Below are 16,735 nucleotides of genomic sequence, written 5' to 3' on the forward strand. Positions count from 1 at the left end.
AGGGCCATTAAGGGCGCTTCCATGACCGATCTGCCCAAGACATTCGACCCCGCCGATATCGAAGCCCGCTGGTACGCGCATTGGGAGACGAACGGCCTGTTCCGCCCCGAACGGCCGGACGCGCAGCCCTATACGATCGTCAATCCGCCGCCAAACGTGACCGGCAGCCTGCATATCGGCCATGCGCTCGACAATACGTTGCAGGACATCATGATCCGTTACGAGCGGCTGCGCGGCAAGGATGCGCTGTGGGTGGTCGGCACCGACCATGCGGGCATCGCGACCCAGATGGTGGTCGAGCGGCAGATGAATGCCCGCGGCGAGAAGCGCACCGATTACACGCGGGACGAATTCATCGCCAAAGTGTGGGAATGGAAGCAGGAAAGCGGCGGCACGATCACCGGCCAGCTGCGGCGACTGGGCTGTTCGATGGACTGGAGCCGTGAACAATTCACCATGGACCCGCATTTCAGCAAGGCCGTGGTCAAGGTGTTCGTGGAACTGCACCAGCGCGGCCTGCTCTATCGCGACAAAAGGCTGGTCAACTGGGACCCGCATTTCCGTTCGGCCATTTCCGATCTGGAGGTGGAGACGAAGGAGACGCAGGGCGGCTTCTGGCGCTTCAAATATCCGCTGGCCGATGGCGTGACACTCGCGGACGGAACTGATCATATCGTGGTCGCGACGACGCGGCCCGAAACGATGCTGGCGGACATGGCGGTCGCGGTCCATCCTGACGATGCGCGCTATCGCAGCGTGATCGGCAAGGAAATTCTCCAGCCGATCACCGGGCGGCGGCTCATCATCGTTGGCGACGATTATGCCGACCCCGAACTGGGATCGGGCGCGGTCAAGATCACGCCGGGGCATGATTTCAACGATTTCGAGGTCGGCAAGCGCGCCGGGATCGCCGCTGGCGCGATGCTCAATATGTTCGATGCGGACGCCAATGTCGTGCAGACGGCGGACGGTCTGGTCCCCGACGCCTATCTGGGCCTGCACCGCTTCAAGCGCGATGGCGTGGACGGCGCGCGTGAGTCGGTAGTGGCCGAGATGAAGGCGCTGGGCTTCCTGATGCCGCATGTCACCAAGAACAAGGAAAGCGAGGAGGTCGTCGCGGACTTTGAGCCGCGCGTCATCCAGACGCCGTTTGGCGACCGCTCCGGCGTGGTGATCGAACCCTGGCTGACCGACCAATGGTATGTCGACGCCGCCAAGCTGGCCGTCGCGCCGATGCAGGCGGTGCGCGATGGGCGGATCGAGATCGTCCCCAAGACGTGGGAAAAGACCTTCTTCAACTGGATGGAGAATATCCAGCCCTGGTGTGTGTCCCGGCAGTTGTGGTGGGGCCATCAGATTCCGGCGTGGTTCGACGAGGATGGCGCATCTTATGTGGCAGAGACCGAAGCCGAAGCGCAGGCTATGGCTGGCAACAGGAAGCTGACCCGCGATTCCGACGTCCTCGACACCTGGTTCTCCTCGGCTTTGTGGCCGTTCGGGACGCTGGGCTGGCCGGATGGTGCAACAGAAAAGCCCCTCCCCTTCAGGGGAGGGGTTGGGGTCGAGCCTGTCGCTGATGGGCAGCGTATCGGGCAAAGCCCCACCCCCAGCCCTTCAAACGAGTCACGCGCCTCGTTTGAACCTGAAGGGGAGGGGAGCAACTCACTAGTGTCTCGCCATTACCCCAATGATCTGCTGATTTCCGGCTTCGACATCCTGTTCTTCTGGGACGCGCGGATGGCGATGCAGGGGATGGAGTTCATGGGGGACGTGCCATGGCGCAAACTCTATCTCCACGGTCTCGTTCGTGCGGCGGACGGGCAGAAAATGTCCAAGTCCAAGGGCAATGTCGTTGATCCGCTGGGCCTGATCGACACATATGGCGCGGACGCCCTGCGCTTCTTCATGAGCGCGATGGAGAGCCAGGGCCGCGACGTGAAGATGGACGAGAAGCGGGTCGAGGGGTATCGCAACTTTGCGACCAAGCTGTGGAACGCCGCGCGCTTCCTCCAGTCGAACGGCGTCACGGCGTCGACCAGCATCGATGCGCCCGCCGCCGCCCTGCCGGTCAATCGCTGGATCATCGCGGAGACGGTGGCCACCGTGCAGGCGATCGACACGGCGCTCGCCGACCTGCGTTTCGATGCGGCGGCCAACGCCATCTATCATTTCGTCTGGGACCAGTTTTGCGACTGGTATATCGAACTGACCAAGGGCGCGATGGATGACGAAACGCGCGCCGTCGCCGGATGGGCGTTCGACCAGATCCTGGTGATGCTGCACCCGTTCATGCCATTCATCACCGAAGAGTTATGGCACCTGACCGGCGACCGCGCGAGCGCGCTGATCGTCGCGCAATGGCCCAGGGCGTTGGCGGCGGTGGATACGGAGGCTCAGGCCGAGATTGACTGGCTGATCCGGCTGGTCAGCGCGATCCGCACCGGGCGGACCGAACTGAATGTGCCGCCCGGCGCTAAGCTGCCCATGGTGGTGCGCGACGGATCGGAAGAGACGCATCGTCGCCTCGACCGGCAGGGCGCGGCGCTGGCGCGGCTGGGGCGGATCGAAAGCCTGACCTTTGGCGAGCCGCCCGCAGGCGGCGCGGCGCAGATCGTGGTGGATGAGGCGACCTTCATCCTGCCGCTGGAAGGCGTGATCGACATTGCGGCGGAAAAAGCGCGGCTCGCCAAGGCGCTGGCCGCCGCGGAGAAGGAGCGCGATGCGCTGGGCGGGCGGCTGTCCAACCCCAGCTTCGTTGAGAAGGCCAAGCCAGAAGCGGTGGCCAAGGCCCGCGAGGACCATGCCGAAAAGAGCGCCGAGGCCGAACGGTTGAAAGCAGCGCTGGACCGGCTGGGGTGAAGCTATAAGGACTATGTGTTCCCGCGCAGGCGGGAACCCAGTTGAAACGTCCGAACTGGGTTCCCGCCTGCGCGGGAACACTGACATGAAAGGAAAGGTCGCAAGTGGCAGCGAGCACAGCGGGCGGAAAAGACCTGACGCAGGGGCCAATCGCGTCCACGCTGCTGCTGTTTGCCATTCCCACGCTGGCGTCGAACATCCTCCAGTCCCTCAACGGTTCGATCAATGCGATCTGGGTCGGGCGCTTTCTGGGGCCGCAGGCGCTGGCGGCGACGGCAAACGCCAATATCATCATGTTCCTGATGTTCTCCGTCGTGTTCGGATTTGGCATGGCGGCCACCGTCATGATCGGCCAGTCGATGGGGCAGCGGGATGTCGATGCAGCGCGGCGCGCGTTTGGATCGGCGGTCGGTTTCTGCATGGGGCTGGCGGTCGTGGTTTCGACCGCGGGCTGGCTGGGCGCGCCGGCGTTGCTGCGGGTGCTGGCGACCCCGGCGGAAGCCTATGACATGGCGCTGGTCTATCTGCGCGTCATCTTCATCGCCATGCCCGCCACCCTGTTGTCGGTGATGATGATGATGGGCCTGCGCGGAGTGGGGGACGCCCGCACGCCGCTCATTTTCATGATCGTCAGCGTAGGCGTCGACCTGATTCTCAATCCCGTGCTGATCCTGGGGCTGGGGCCGTTTCCCGCCATGGGCATCGCCGGGTCCGCGACCGCGACGGCGCTGGCGGGCTTTATCAGCCTGATCGGCATCATCGCCTATAGCTATGCCAGGGATCTGCCGCTGCGGTTGCGCGGCCCGGAGCTTGCCTATCTCCGCCCCGCCGCGGACCAGATGCGGGTGCTGCTGGGCAAGGGGTTGCCGATGGGGCTGCAAATGATCGTCATGTCGGCGTCGGGGCTGGTGATGATCGGCCTCGTCAATCGCGAAGGGCTGGCGGTGACGGCGGCCTATGGCGCGTCGCAACAGCTATGGACCTATCTCCAGATGCCGGCCATGGCGATGGGCGCGGCGGTCAGCGCCATGGCGGCGCAGAATGTGGGGGCGGGCCGGTGGGACCGGATCAGCCGGATCACAGGGGTCGGCATCGGCTATCAATTGCTGATCACCGGCACGATGGTCGCGGTGATGCTGGCGTTCCACGAGCCGCTGCTGAGCCTGTTCCTGGGCAATAACAGCGCGGTGATGGCCGAAGCCTGGCACATGCAGTTGCGGGTGAGCTGGAGCTTCCTGGCCTTTGGCTGCACCATGATCCTGTTTGGCGTGATGCGCGCCAATGGCGTGGTGGTAAAGCCGCTCATCATCCTGATCTTCACCCTGTTCGTGGTGCGGATCGGCTTCTATTATGTCGGTTATCCGCTGATCGGGCCGGACGCGCTGTGGTTCAGCTTCCCGGCGGGGTCGTTCGTGTCGCTGCTGCTGGCGTTCCTCGTCTATGCCCATGGCGGCTGGCGCAAGGCCAAGCTGCTGGTGCCGGTGCATGAGGAAGAATGTCGCGAGGCCGTGAACAGCGAGGCGGAGCCGGCCGGGCGGATCGCGCCGACCGGGTAAGGGGTCTTTTGAAAAATGCGCGGAAGGGCGCATTTTTGCAGCCGCACCGGCCCTCTCCCCCACCCGGCCACCCATAGGCTACTATCGTGGGGTGGCCGGGTGGGGGAGAGGGCCGGTGCGGCACGAATGTGCTAAGGCACATTCAGCAAAAGGCCGCTTTAGCGCCCTTGATTGCGCCAGCGGGTGATGGTGCGGTCGAGAATGGCGTCCTCGCCGCCCGACTGGCGCCAGAGTTCGGTGAAGCTGGGGTCGCCCGATGCGGGGCGGCGATGTTCTTCCAGATTGTCGAGCGCGACGCGGATGGGCACTGCGACGCCTTCGCCGCAGATTATCGCTTCCCGATTGCGCAGCGCCGGGATGGAATCGAGGAAGCCGCGCGCGCCTTCGGGCATGGCGGCTTTCACGAAGGCCTGGTCGCGATCATTGTTCAGGCGCATCGAAATGATGGTGCCGCACTGGGATAGCACGCCTTCGGCCAGATCGGACGGGCGCTGGGTGATGAGGCCCAGCGAGACGCCATATTTGCGGCCTTCCTTGGCGATCCGCTCCAAAATCTTGCGCACCGCCTGACCCGCGCCGGTGGTGCTGTTGGGAATGTAGCGATGCGCCTCTTCGCAGACGAGCAGGATGGGGCGCTGCGGTTCGTCGCGCGCCCAGATGGCATAGTCGAACACTAACCTGGACAATACCGACACGACGGTGGAGGTGATGTCGGACGGCATGGCCGACACGTCGATGATGGAGATCGGCTTGCCGTCCGATGGCAGGCGGAAAATCTTGGCGATGAAGGCCTGCATCGTGTCGGCGACCAGCATGCCGGAGAACATGAAGCTGTAGCGCGGGTCGGCCTTGATCTCGTCAATCTTGGTCTTGAGCCGCATATAGGGCAGCGAGTTGGTGCCCTTGTCGAGCTTGCCCATCTCATTCTGGAGAATGTTTGTCAGATCCGACAACAGATAGGGGATGGGCGAATCGACGGTCAGGCGGCCAATCTGTTCGGCCAGGCGGTTCTTCGATCGCGCCGCGAGCAGGCATTTGGCGAGAATGTCGCAATCGACGGTGCGTTCGGAGCCGGACGAGGTGACGAACACCTCGCAATGTTCCTCGAAATTCATCAGCCAATAGGGCAGGGCCAGATTGTTGATGTCGAACACAGCCCCGTTGCTGGCGAAGGCCGCGCCATATTCGCCATGCGGGTCGATCATGACGATATGCCCCTGCGGCGACAGGTCGCAGATGCGGTGCAGGATCAGCGCTGCGCTGGTCGATTTGCCGGTGCCGGTGGAGCCGAGCAGCGCGAAATGCTTGCCCAGCATCGAATCGACATACAGGGCGGCGCGGGTGTCGTTGGTCGGATAGACGGTGCCGATTTCGACGTTGGCCCGGTCGTCCGCAGCGTAAATCTGCTGCATGTCGCTGCCCGACACGGGGAAAATGTCCGTACCCGGCGTGGGATAGCGGGTAACGCCGCGACGGAAGCGATGGATACGGCCGGTCAGCTTTTCCTCTTCGCCCTCGCCCAGAAAATCGATGTCGGCAATGATGCTCTGGCTCGCCTGATCCAGCGTCATCGCGCGGACGCTGGCGACCAGCCAGCATTCGCCCACCCGCATCTTTACCTGGCTGCCGACCTGCCCGGCCATGGCGGTGCAGGGATCGAGATCCTGACCCAGGACGGCGAGCCGCACAGGGTCTATCATCACCTTGGAACTCGACCCGGCGATCTGGAACACCATACCCATGGCTTGCCCCAAGGCGGGGTGCGCGGACGGTACAGCATTACAAAATTCATGTACGCCCGGCATCTGGGTCATGAGCCTTTGTCATCCCTTTGACCGGAGCGGATTCCGGCAAACAGAGACTTGTCTAGGCGATGAAGGTAAAGATTGGCTTATACGCGCGGACGGTTAACAGGGCGTGGGCACGGGTCCGAAACGGATCGACCTTGCCACGCGGGGAACAGCGGGCCAATTGGCGCATTGTTGCCGCGTAACTGTCAGGATCTTTGTTTGTCCGAAACGATATTGGCCGATGGAGCGCGTCGCTCCGATGCGATCGCCATTGCCCGTGTCATCTGCATCCTTGGCGTGGTCTATGTCCATGCCTGGACCGGGCAGAATGGGGAAGCGCTCGCGGCGCTGCGCGGCAGTGCGCAGGATAATCTGCGCTGGGCGTTGATGGAGATATTCGGGCGCAGCGCGGTGCCGCTGCTGGGGCTGATTTCCGGCTGGCTGGTGGCGGGATCGGACACTGCGCGCCATTGGGCGCCGCATGTCCGGCGCAAGGCGCGCACGATATTGCTGCCGATGATCCTGTGGAACGGGCTGGCGATCCTGCTCGTGTCTGGCACGGCCTACCTCTGGTCGCTGAGCGCGCCGGTGCCGACATCGCTTTGGTGGGTGGTGCAGGAAGTGCTGATCATCAGCCGCAACCCCGACATCAATGTCCAGATGCCGTTCCTGCGCGACCTGTTCCTGTGCATGGTTGCCGCACCCATGCTGGTGCGTTCGCCGGGATGGGGGCTGTGGCTGGTGGTCATGGCGACCGCTGCGGCACATGTGGCTGGGCTGGGGCCGCCATTGCTGATGCGGGCGTCGATCCTGTGCTTCTTCACGCTCGGCATCCTTGCCCGGCGCGGCGCGTGGGCGCAGCGGGCGATAGCGCTGCCGCTGGCGGCGGCAGTGCTGCCCTTTGCGCTGATGATCGGCGTGCAGTTCTGCTTGATGGTCGGGCTGGTGGAGGTGCCATACGCGCCGGTGCGCAATGCGATCGACCTGATGGTGCGGATCGCGGCCACGCTCGCTTTCTGGCGGTTGGCATGGGCGCTGGCGGGAAGCAGGGCGCGCGCTGTGCTGCTGCGGATCGAGCCTTTTGCCTTCTTCCTCTTCTGCGCGCACCTGATCCTGATCTGGCTGTTCGGGCCACTGCTGGGCAAGCTGTTCGGCAAGCTCGGATCGCCGCTCTATCCCGTCTTTCTGCTGATCCAGCCATTGCTGGTGCTGGGCGCGGTCATGCTGATCGCTACCCGGCTGCGCCGGATCGCACCCGGCGCGGCGAGCGTGCTGAGCGGGGGCCGGCTGAAACCTCGTTCGCGTTAAGCCGGTTCGCGGGCGGTAAGCGCCTGTGCCGCGGCCATGGCGATGGCGAAACTGTGCTTGCGCGCCTGCACATCATGGATCTGGCCCGTGAGGATCAACTCGTCCGCCTGGGTACGGCGCAGGAAGGCGGCAATGTCGCGCTCGACATCGGCCTGGGTGCCGATGCTGGAAACGCTCAGCACGTCGGACAGCATCGCCTGCGCCTGGGGCGGCAGGCTGTCATAATAGCCCTCCACCGGCGGCTGGAGCTTGCCCGGCTGCCCGGTGCGCAGGCGCACGAACGCCTGCTGCATCGAACTGGCCAGCAATTGCGCTTCTTCCATGCTGTCGGCGGCAAAGACGTTATAGCCCGCCATGACATAAGGATATTTCAGCTGCGCCGACGGACGGAAATCGCGGCGGTAGATGGCGATTGCCTCATCCAGCGCGCCCGGTGCGAAATGGGAGGCGAAGGCGTAGGGCAGGCCGAGCGCGGCGGCGAGCTGCGCGCCATAGAGGCTGGACCCCAATATCCACAGCGGCACATCCTCGCCCGCGCCCGGCGTCGCTTCTATGCCCAGCCGCTCGTCACCCGCGAAATAAGCCTGCAATTCCATGACGTCGCGCGGGAACTGATCCGCGCCGCCGGCCAGATTGCGGCGGATCGCCTGCGCCACCCGCTGGTCGGAGCCGGGCGCGCGGCCCAACCCCAGGTCGATCCGGTTGGGGAAAAGCGCCGCAAGCGTGCCAAATTGCTCGGCAATCAGCAGCGGAGCGTGGTTGGGCAGCATGATGCCGCCTGCGCCGATACGGATGGTGGAGGTCGCATGGCCGATATGGGCCAGCACGACCGATGTGGCGGCCGACGCGATGCCGGGCATGCCATGATGTTCGGCGACCCAGTAGCGATGATAGCCCAGCGCCTCGGCATGGGCCGCAAGATCGGCAGCATTGGCGAGCGCGGTGGATACGCTGTCGCCTTCGCGGACGGGGACGAGGTCGAGCAGGGAAAAACGTGTCATGCCCGCTATATGGGGGCATGATGAGTTTTATTTCAATACGGGAAATCAGACGGCGCGACCAAATCCCTGTGGCGGGGTGTCTGCGCGGCGGCCAAATGTCACGGGGCGGCGGGCAACCAGCGGATTTGCGTCCCGGTCGAGCAGCGCCATCGTTTCGGTAAAGCAGGGACGCAGCGCCACGACGGTTTCGATCAGTTCGTCCGGGCCTTCGCGGGTTTCCACGCATCGGCGGGCGACCATCTCGATTTCTTCGGCCATGGCGCTCAGCCGATAAGCGCCGAACTGGGCCGATTCGCCCTTGAGCGTATGGGCCGGCGTTACCAGCGCAGCGGCGTTGCGGGCACGAAAGGCATCCTCGACCGCGCTGATGGATTTGGCGCCATCTTCACGGAAATAGCCAAGGATGCGCAGAAATGCCGCACCCAGCTCACCGCGGGTTCGTGCAAAATCGCTCCAATTGACGAGGTCGGCGTCTTGATGAGGCACCCGTGCCACTCCTTGTTCTACGAACGGGAAAATAAGTGGCGCGCGTAAATAGAGCGTTAAAGCGTGGCGGGCAGCAACCGATTGTTTGCGTCAATCCGGAGCCATGCGCGACAACGCATATTGGTGCGTGTCGAGGACCGCGAAAAGCCAGCCATTTTGCCGGGCAAGCGCTTCCAGTTCGCGCCCGGCAATCGGATCATCCGCTTCGATCCTGATGGCGGGCGCATCGCGCATGGCCCGTGCCGCACGCAAGGCGGGCCAGGGGCATTTCATGCCGCGTGCATTGACGATGACCGGGTCGGCCATCGCGCCTATTTGCCGAAGGGATTTTTGGCGCTGCGCAGCGTCAGCCGCACCGGCACCGCGCCAAAGCCCAGTTCCTTGCGGATGCCGTTGACCAGATAGCGACGATAGCTTTCGGGCAGATCATCGAGCCGGGTGCCGAACAGGATGAAGCCGGGCGGGCGCGTCTTGGCCTGGGTGATGTAGCGCAGCTTGATCCGCTTGCCGCCGGGCGCTGGCGGGGGATTGGCCTCCAGCGCGCTTTCGAACCAGCGGTTGAGGACGCCGGTGGACACGCGCTTCGACCAAGTGGAGCGGGTTTCGAAGGCGACGCGGATCAGATCGTCCAGTCCCTTGCCGGTCGCGGCCGACACGGTCATGATCGGCACGCCGCGCACCTGCGCCAACCCGTCGAACAGCGCCTGCTTGATGCCCTGATACAGGGCCGATCCATGTTCGACCGTATCCCATTTGTTGAGCGCGACGACGAGCGCGCGCCCTTCCTCCAGCACCTTGTCGGCGATGCGCAGATCCTGCGCCTCCAGCCCGCGCGTCGAATCCAGCAGCAGCACGACGACTTCGGCGAAATTTACAGCGTTCAGCCCGTCGGTCACGGCCAGCTTTTCCAGCTTGTCCTGCACCTTGGCATGTTTGCGCATGCCGGCCGTGTCGATCAGGCGGACGGGGCGCTCCAGCCCCTCGTCATCGACCCACATCCAGTCGACGGCGATGCTGTCGCGGGTGATGCCCGCTTCCGGGCCGGTCAGCAGCCGGTTTTCGCCCAGCAGCCGGTTGATCAGCGTGGATTTGCCCGCATTGGGACGGCCGACGATGGCGAGCTTGAGCGGCGCGCTCTCCTCATCCTCGTAAAAAGTCTTGTCTTCGGATTCAAATTCTTCCCGCTCCAGATGCGGGAGCAGCGCCTGGAACAGATCGGCCAGGCCCTGACCATGTTCGGCGGAAAAGGGGATGGGTTCGCCAAGGCCCAGGCTGAAGGATTCCATCACACCGTCGTCGGCGGCTTTGCCCTCCGCCTTGTTGGCAACCAGCACGACCGGCACGTCATTGGCGCGCAGCCAGCGGGCGATTTCCTCGTCCAGCGGGGTGATGCCCGCGCGCGCGTCGATCATGAACAGGGCAAGGTCGCAATTGTCGACCGCCGCTTCGGTCTGCATCCGCATGCGGCCGGGCAGGCTGTTGGCGTCCTCATCCTCATAGCCTGCGGTATCGACGATGATGAAATCCAGGCCAAGCAGATGCGCCTCGCCCTCCCGCCGGTCGCGGGTGACGCCGGGCTGGTCGTCGACCAGCGCCAGCTTCTTGCCGACCAGGCGGTTGAAGAGGGTGGACTTGCCCACATTGGGACGCCCGACAATGGCTACTGTGGGCAGCATGGAGGCCCGTATCCTTCCGAAAAATTCAAAATCGACAAACGCCGCGCTCCCGCGAAGGCGGGAGCCCAGTCCGTATCGGGGAACTGGACTCCCGCCTTCGCGGGAGCGGGCTTAGCATGTTTGTTGCTCTTAGCGGAGTGCCGTCAACTTTCCATCATCGGCAAGCACATAAAGCATATTGTTGGCGACGATGGGCGGGAGCGACATGGAGCGATTCATGTCCACATCGGCTTGCACGCTGCCATTGGTGGGATCGACATAGACCATCTGGCCGCGCGTCGACACGACGATCAGCCGATTGCCCGCCAGAACGGGGCCGGTCCAGCGGATCGCCTTGTCCTTCTTCTTTTCCTTCTGCCAGCGGCGCAGCTGGCTGACCCAGCGAATCTTGCCGGTGGCGCGCGCGACGCAGAGCAGGCGGGCGTCGCTGGTGACGACGAACACCCATTCGCCGACGACCGAAGGGGTGGAGATGCCCGCAATGTTGATTTCCCACAGGCGCTGGCCGCTGGTCAGTTCATAGGAGGCCATGCGGCCGCCCTGACCGATCGCGAACACCCGGCCCCGGTCGATCACGGGATCAGCATCGATGTCGGTCAGCGTCGCGACGGCGGTGGAAATGCTGGTGCGCGAGAGCGCGTCGCCCCACAGCGTCCGGCCATTTTCATATCGATAGGCGGTCAGTTCGCCCGAACTATAGCCTGCGATCACCGTGCCCTGCGCCGCGGCGGGCGCGGCAACGCCGAACACGCCGGTCACCTGCAACGTGCCGCTGTCGGTCCACTGGGTTTCACCGTCGGACTGGTTGAGCGCGAAAATCTGGTTGTCCTGACCCATCACATAGACATGGCCATTTTCCAGCGTCGGCGCGCCGCGCAGCGGCCCGGACAGATGCTTTTTCCAGATGATCGCGCCATCGGCGACGTTGAGCGCGAATACGTCGCCAAGGCCGGTGCTGGCGAACACCCGGTCGCCCAGGACGCTGACGCCGCCGCCGAAGAGCGAACGGCCATTGCCCTTGCCCTCGGCAGGCAGGCTGGTCTGCCACAATTTGCTGCCATTGGCCGCATCGAAGGCGATGACATGGGCGCCTGCGTCAGTGACGAACAGCTTGCCGCCCGACACGACCGGCGATGCGGCGAGGCGCGCCTGTGGCGAACTGCCCTCGATCGAAGCGCTCCACACCTGCGTCGGCGATGCGCCGAGCGCGACATTGCCCATCGCCTTGGACGGATCGCCGCCCGGCTGCGCCCATTGATCGTTGACATAAGGGGCGGGCAGGGCGACGGGCACGTCGGCCAGAGCCGGTTCGACCTCGATACCCTGTTCATTGTTCAGGATGGACACGCGGTTGCCCAGCACCGGGGTCTTGGGGCCGCCCTTCTTGCCGCCGACAATGCCGCAGCCGGCCAGCAGCGCGATCATGAGGGTGAGCGTCACAGCGCGGCCGATGGGCGCCTTTGTCTTCATGCTGTCCATTCCCATGCGCTCATTCATCCCTGTGCCGGATCAGCGGGCGATTCCACCGCGTCGATCCCCAATAGTCCCGCCATCTGTCGCGCGCGTGAACGGATCGACTGGGGGACGTTGGCGTCCTTGGCGATTCCGGCGAACAGCGGCCCGGCGAGGTCATTCTTGCCCATCTTCATATAGGCGATGGCGACCAGTTCCCCCGCGCTGCCGAACCAGGGCGCGCCCTCGACCGCCAGCGGTTTCAGCCGATCGACGATCTGCTGCGGCTTCAGGCTGTCAAATTCCAGCGCGGTCTGGCGGATCAGCGCCACATCGCGATAGGGCTGGTCCAGCCCCGTATCGGCGACCATCGCGCCATAGAGCGCGATCGCGCCCTTGGTATCGCCCTTGCGCGACGCCGTCCCCGCCTGCACCAGCAGTGCCGACGCGCGATAGCCCGGCTGGCTGGCCTTCGTCAGCGCGTCCAGTTGCTTGGCGTCAGGGGTGCCGCCGCCGGTTGCGGTCGCCAGCACGGCGTCCATCTGTTCCGACACGGCTTCCGCCTCGGTCTTGCTGTGATGCTGCCAGTAGAGCCAGCCGCCAAAGGCCGCCAGCCCGGCCACGACCGCGACCAATATCCAGCGCCCGTAGCGCTGCCACACTGTCAAAAGCTGGTCCTGACGGACGGCTTCATCGACCTCGCGCATGAAGGCTTCGCTATTTTGCGGCGTCAGGGCCACTTTATTCTCCGGGACATGGATCAGAAACAGATGGGCAGAAGGCGCGATCAATAGCGGCGCTTATGCCACAGGCAAATCACTTTTTAGGGCGATAGACCTGTTCTTCGGTCGGAAAGCTGCGCGCCCGCACGTCATGGGCGTAACGCTCCGCCGCGCTGGCGATCGTTTCGGCGATATTGTCGAAGCGTTTGACGAAGCGCGGCACCCGTTCGAACATGCCCAGCATATCTTCGGTCACCAGCACCTGCCCATCGCAATGGGCCGATGCGCCAATGCCGATGACGGGCACATCGACGCTGTCGGTGATGGCGACGGCCAGTTCCTCCATCACGCCTTCCAGCACCAGCGCGAAGGCGCCCGCCTGCGCGACGGCGCGGGCGTCGGCCATGATCTTGGCATGTTCTTCCTGGCTCTTGCCGCGCGCGCCATAGCCGCCCAGTGCGTTAACCGCCTGCGGGGTCAGGCCGACATGGGCCATGACCGGGATACCGCGCTGGCTCAAAAAAGAGATGGTTTCGGCCATCACCTGCCCGCCTTCCAGCTTCACCGCCGCTGCGCCGGTTTCCGCCATGATGCGGCTGGCGCTGGCAAAGGCCTGTTGCGGTGAGGCTTCATAGCTGCCGAACGGCATGTCGACGATGACGACGCTATGATAGCTGCCGCGCACCACCGCCGCACCATGCGCGCACATCATGTCGAGCGTGACGGCAAGGGTGGAGGGCAGGCCGTAAATCACCTGCCCAAGCGAATCGCCGACCAGCAGCATGTCGCAATGCGGATCGAGCAATTGGGCCTGCCGCGCGGTGTAGGCGGTCAGCATCACCAGCGGCTCGGTCGTTTTCCCCTCAAACTTGCGCCGCTGGATGGCGGGCACGGTCAGGCGCTTCATTGGCGCGGGCGTGGGATTGGCGCGGCTGGTCGAGGTGTCGAGGGTGAAGGTCGTGGACATGGGCAGGCTCTAGCCCAGCCAGTCCCGCGGCGCAAATGGCCAGCAATGGGCGGAGTGGCATGGTCGTGCCGCTCCGCCCACCGGGGGTGAGAGGGATCAGAAGGAAAATTTGATCGTGCCGCCCCAGGTCCGGGGGTCGCCGGGCTGGCCAGCGATCAGGCCGGTGTTGCCGGGGGCGACCTGAAGCGTTTCGATATAATCGACACCCAGCGCATTGCGGACCCAGCCGAACACGTCGAACCCATCGCCCCGGAACCCGGCGCGGACATTGGTCAGCGCATAGCCCTTCACATTGGTGTAGATCGATGGCGAGGCGTTGCTGTTCCAGTGCGAACGGTAATTGCCGTCCACGCCCAAATAGACTTGGCCCTCTTTCGCCAGCAGCGTCACCGGCTGGTTGATCTCCGCACCATAGGAGAAGGCCCATTTGGATACGCCGGGCAGATCGGCGCCGGAAATGTCGCACTGGCGCGGGCTGAGTGCGCCCGGCACGCCGGGTTGCGAATAGTCCGGCGTCGCATTGGCCGCCTGGAACGTGCCGCCCGACAGTTCGGGCGGGCAGGGCGCATCCACGAACTTCTTATATTTGGCGTCGGTATAGGCGCCATTGGCATAGGCGGTGAAGCGATCGCTGGCGACGATCTTGAAGTCCGCCTCGATCCCCTGCGACCGGACCTTGCCCGCATTGGCCAGATAGCCGCGCACCGTGCCGAACTGGCCGCCATTCACCGTTGCCTGGAAATTCCTGATGTCGGTGCGGAAGGCGGAAAGGTTGAAGGTCGCCCGCCGGTCAAGGAACTGCGTCTTGAGGCCGATTTCAAAATGGTTGACCGATTCCGGCTTCACCGTGCTGGCGTCATAGTTGACCGTGTTGTCGGCGTTGAGCGGCAGGCCGTTCTGGTTGATCCCCAGCGTCTTGAAGCTCTTGGCATAGGTCGCATAGGCCAGCACGTCGCGGGCGATCTTATAATTGATGTTGAAGTCGTAGGTGAAATTCCAGGCGCTGTCGGACGGCGCGCTGACCTGCGGCTGATAGACGCCGCATTGCTGTGAGGTTCCCTTGATCGTCCCCGGATCGGCGACGGCGGTGCAGCTGATGGCCTGACCCTGCGCATTGGTAACGATGCGCTGATAGAAGCCTGATTTCTTGTCATAGTTGAGGCGCAGGCCCGGCTGGATCGTCAGCGCGTCGGTCACCTTCCAGCTCAGTTGCCCGAACAGCGCCGCGCTGTCCGCCTTGAGCCACTGGGTGTTGCTGGCGGTCAGGCCAGCGAGTGTCGCGGGGTTATTGGCGGGGTTGGCCGGATCGGATGAAGGGGCAAGGCTCCATTGCGCGGCGGCGCTGCCCTGTTGCTCCGTCCCCTGGGTGTCGACGCGCTGCTTGAAGCCGAACAGGCCGACAACGAAATCGACATTCTGGCTTTCGTAATTATAGCGGAATTCCTGGCTATACTGGTCCTGCTGAGAGGGGTTTTGCGATCGGGAAACGATCGGCAGGCCGGTAAAGTCGCGGTCATTTTCCGGCTTCCAGTCCCAGAAGCGCCAGGCGGTAACCGACGTCAGCGTGCCGGGGCCGACATCCCATTTGATCTTGGCCGACACGCCGCCAATCTTGTTGCCAGCGTTCAGGTTGGAATCGAGGTCGGTCAGCCGGTCATAGGGATTGCGACTGGGGACGACATAATTTTGCGCCGCCGCCAGCGCGTCATATTGGCGGTTAAGCGGGCGCTGGGTGCGACCGACGCGCACGAAGGTCGTGCCGCAGCATTCGGGGTTCTGGCGGCTGTAGTCGCCCGACAGGGTGATGCTGAAATCCTCGCTCGGCTTGAACAGCAATTGCCCGCGGAGGCCCAGATTGTCCTGTTCGTTGATCCAGCGCTGGCTTGTCACATTGTAGAGCGTGCCGCGTCGGCTGGTCGACGCCATGGCGATGCGCACGGCGACCGTGTCTGACAGCGGGCCGGAAACAGCGGCCTTTGCCTGTTTGAGGTTGAGATTGCCGACGGTCAGTTCGGCGCGGCCTTTGAAATCGAAGGTCGGCTGGTTGGTCGTGATGTTGATCGCGCCTGCCGTGGTGTTCTTGCCGTAGAGCGTGCCCTGCGGCCCGCGCAGCACTTCGACCTGCGCGACGTCGAGAAAGTCGAAGGTCGCAGCGGCAACGCGGCTGTTATAGACATCGTCGACATAGATGCCGACGCCCTGTTCAAAGCCGTCGCTGGTCAGGCCGAACGGCACGCCAAGGCCACGAATGTTGACCGAGGTGTTGCGCGGGTTGGTGGTATAGACCTGCAAAGTCGGCGCGAGCTGTTGCAGCTTTACGATGTTGAAGTTGCCGGTGGCTTCGATGCTGTCGCCACGGACCACGGAAATGGCCAACGGTACTTGCTGCGCCGTTTCCTGACGGCGGCGGGCGGTCACGACGATGACGTCGCCGCGCGGGTTCTGCGTTTCCGCGGCCGGATCGACCGGCTGCGGCGTGGCGTCCTGCGCATGGGCGGCAGGCGTGATGAAGGAAGCGCTTGCCACGCTGGCAAGCAACAGAAAACGCGCAATCATATTGGTCCTCTTTTCCGGCGGTCCGGTGGTTGTCGATCGCGGCGTTTCCGGTGGTCCGGTCAAAGCCTGTAATGTCGGGGTGATGCTGGATCATGCGGCTCACCCCCTTGCCGCACGGGCCGTGATGACCCGGTCGCTCTTGCGCCTCCTATATGTTCAGTTGGTCAGGCGCGTCTTTTCCGTAACGTCGATCTGGACCACGCGGGCGTCATGGACGGTCAGCGTGATCGATCCGAACTTCAGGCCCGTCAGCACGGCGCGCACCTTGTCGATGCTGACCATGATGTCGGAGCGCTGGATTTCGGTACGGCCGTTGCGCAAGTCAGTTGGTAAGGTGTCTTTCATGTGGCCTCCGTTCCGCG

13 protein-coding genes are annotated in these 16,735 nt (G+C 64.0%); 3 read left to right on the plus strand and 10 right to left on the minus strand.

Annotation, left to right across the window (positions count from 1 at the left end; genetic code table 11):
- Positions 1–21 precede the first annotated feature (21 nt).
- Both IWY39_RS15720 and IWY39_RS15725 read left to right on the plus strand, forming a co-directional pair.
- Complete coding sequence (locus IWY39_RS15720) at positions 22–2,859, plus strand: valine--tRNA ligase (protein ID WP_107125428.1); 2,838 nt, start codon at positions 22–24, stop codon at positions 2,857–2,859.
- Between the two features lie 104 nt (positions 2,860–2,963).
- Complete coding sequence (locus IWY39_RS15725) at positions 2,964–4,415, plus strand: MATE family efflux transporter (RefSeq protein WP_017181600.1); 1,452 nt, start codon at positions 2,964–2,966, stop codon at positions 4,413–4,415.
- 158 nt (positions 4,416–4,573) lie between these two features.
- On the opposite strand, the gene IWY39_RS15730 is transcribed toward IWY39_RS15725, so the two are convergent.
- A complete protein-coding gene (locus tag IWY39_RS15730; protein WP_026002126.1) occupies positions 4,574–6,229 on the minus strand; it encodes an ATP-binding protein in 1,656 nt (551 codons plus the stop codon).
- A 195-nt stretch (positions 6,230–6,424) separates the two neighbouring features.
- On the opposite strand from IWY39_RS15730, the gene IWY39_RS15735 reads away from it, so the two are divergent.
- Positions 6,425–7,513: an acyltransferase family protein gene (locus IWY39_RS15735; RefSeq protein ID WP_107125429.1), complete on the plus strand. Its 1,089-nt coding sequence runs from the start codon at positions 6,425–6,427 to the stop codon at positions 7,511–7,513.
- On the opposite strand, the gene IWY39_RS15740 is transcribed toward IWY39_RS15735, so the two are convergent.
- The 9 genes from IWY39_RS15740 to IWY39_RS15780 form a co-directional block, all read right to left on the minus strand.
- Positions 7,510–8,514: an LLM class flavin-dependent oxidoreductase gene (locus tag IWY39_RS15740; protein WP_107125430.1), complete on the minus strand. Its 1,005-nt coding sequence runs from the start codon at positions 8,512–8,514 to the stop codon at positions 7,510–7,512. The genes IWY39_RS15735 and IWY39_RS15740 overlap by 4 nt on opposite strands.
- A gap of 45 nt (positions 8,515–8,559) precedes the next feature.
- Positions 8,560–9,000 carry an Hpt domain-containing protein gene (locus tag IWY39_RS15745; protein ID WP_026149755.1) on the minus strand — a complete coding sequence of 147 codons (441 nt, stop codon included), beginning with the start codon at positions 8,998–9,000 and terminating at the stop codon, positions 8,560–8,562.
- Positions 9,001–9,090: 90 nt separating this feature from the next.
- Positions 9,091–9,306, minus strand: a complete 216-nt coding sequence (locus tag IWY39_RS15750) for a sulfurtransferase TusA family protein (protein ID WP_017181595.1) — start codon at positions 9,304–9,306, stop codon at positions 9,091–9,093.
- 5 nt (positions 9,307–9,311) lie between these two features.
- Complete coding sequence (gene der / locus IWY39_RS15755) at positions 9,312–10,676, minus strand: ribosome biogenesis GTPase Der (RefSeq protein WP_017181594.1); 1,365 nt, start codon at positions 10,674–10,676, stop codon at positions 9,312–9,314.
- A 129-nt stretch (positions 10,677–10,805) separates the two neighbouring features.
- Complete coding sequence (locus IWY39_RS15760) at positions 10,806–12,155, minus strand: outer membrane protein assembly factor BamB family protein (protein WP_017181593.1); 1,350 nt, start codon at positions 12,153–12,155, stop codon at positions 10,806–10,808.
- Between the two features lie 14 nt (positions 12,156–12,169).
- Entirely contained in the window at positions 12,170–12,868 is a 699-nt protein-coding gene (locus tag IWY39_RS15765) for a tetratricopeptide repeat protein (RefSeq protein WP_026149754.1), read from the minus strand.
- Positions 12,869–12,944: 76 nt separating this feature from the next.
- The gene (gene panB, locus IWY39_RS15770; RefSeq protein ID WP_019053384.1) at positions 12,945–13,817 is read right to left on the minus strand and encodes a 3-methyl-2-oxobutanoate hydroxymethyltransferase; all 873 of its coding nucleotides are present in this window, start codon (positions 13,815–13,817) and stop codon (positions 12,945–12,947) included.
- A gap of 96 nt (positions 13,818–13,913) precedes the next feature.
- Positions 13,914–16,373: a TonB-dependent receptor gene (locus IWY39_RS15775; protein WP_196871614.1), complete on the minus strand. Its 2,460-nt coding sequence runs from the start codon at positions 16,371–16,373 to the stop codon at positions 13,914–13,916.
- 156 nt (positions 16,374–16,529) lie between these two features.
- The gene (locus tag IWY39_RS15780; protein WP_107125432.1) at positions 16,530–16,718 is read right to left on the minus strand and encodes a YezD family protein; all 189 of its coding nucleotides are present in this window, start codon (positions 16,716–16,718) and stop codon (positions 16,530–16,532) included.
- Positions 16,719–16,735: the final 17 nt, after the last annotated feature.

The sequence above is a fragment of the Sphingobium sp. JAI105 genome (genome assembly GCF_015752145.1).
Classification (GTDB): domain Bacteria; phylum Pseudomonadota; class Alphaproteobacteria; order Sphingomonadales; family Sphingomonadaceae; genus Sphingobium; species Sphingobium xenophagum.

Bases quoted from the DNA above. Each gene is read 5' to 3' on its own strand.
- IWY39_RS15720 (WP_107125428.1), top strand. From the start codon at position 22: ATGACCGATCTGCCCAAGACATTCGACCCCGCCGATATCGAAGCCCGC.
- IWY39_RS15730 (WP_026002126.1), bottom strand. From the start codon at position 6,229: ATGACCCAGATGCCGGGCGTACATGAATTTTGTAATGCTGTACCGTCC.
- IWY39_RS15740 (WP_107125430.1), bottom strand. From the start codon at position 8,514: ATGACACGTTTTTCCCTGCTCGACCTCGTCCCCGTCCGCGAAGGCGAC.
- IWY39_RS15750 (WP_017181595.1), bottom strand. From the start codon at position 9,306: ATGGCCGACCCGGTCATCGTCAATGCACGCGGCATGAAATGCCCCTGG.
- der (WP_017181594.1), bottom strand. From the start codon at position 10,676: ATGCTGCCCACAGTAGCCATTGTCGGGCGTCCCAATGTGGGCAAGTCC.
- IWY39_RS15760 (WP_017181593.1), bottom strand. From the start codon at position 12,155: ATGGACAGCATGAAGACAAAGGCGCCCATCGGCCGCGCTGTGACGCTC.
- panB (WP_019053384.1), bottom strand. From the start codon at position 13,817: ATGTCCACGACCTTCACCCTCGACACCTCGACCAGCCGCGCCAATCCC.
- IWY39_RS15775 (WP_196871614.1), bottom strand. From the start codon at position 16,373: ATGATTGCGCGTTTTCTGTTGCTTGCCAGCGTGGCAAGCGCTTCCTTC.
- IWY39_RS15780 (WP_107125432.1), bottom strand. From the start codon at position 16,718: ATGAAAGACACCTTACCAACTGACTTGCGCAACGGCCGTACCGAAATC.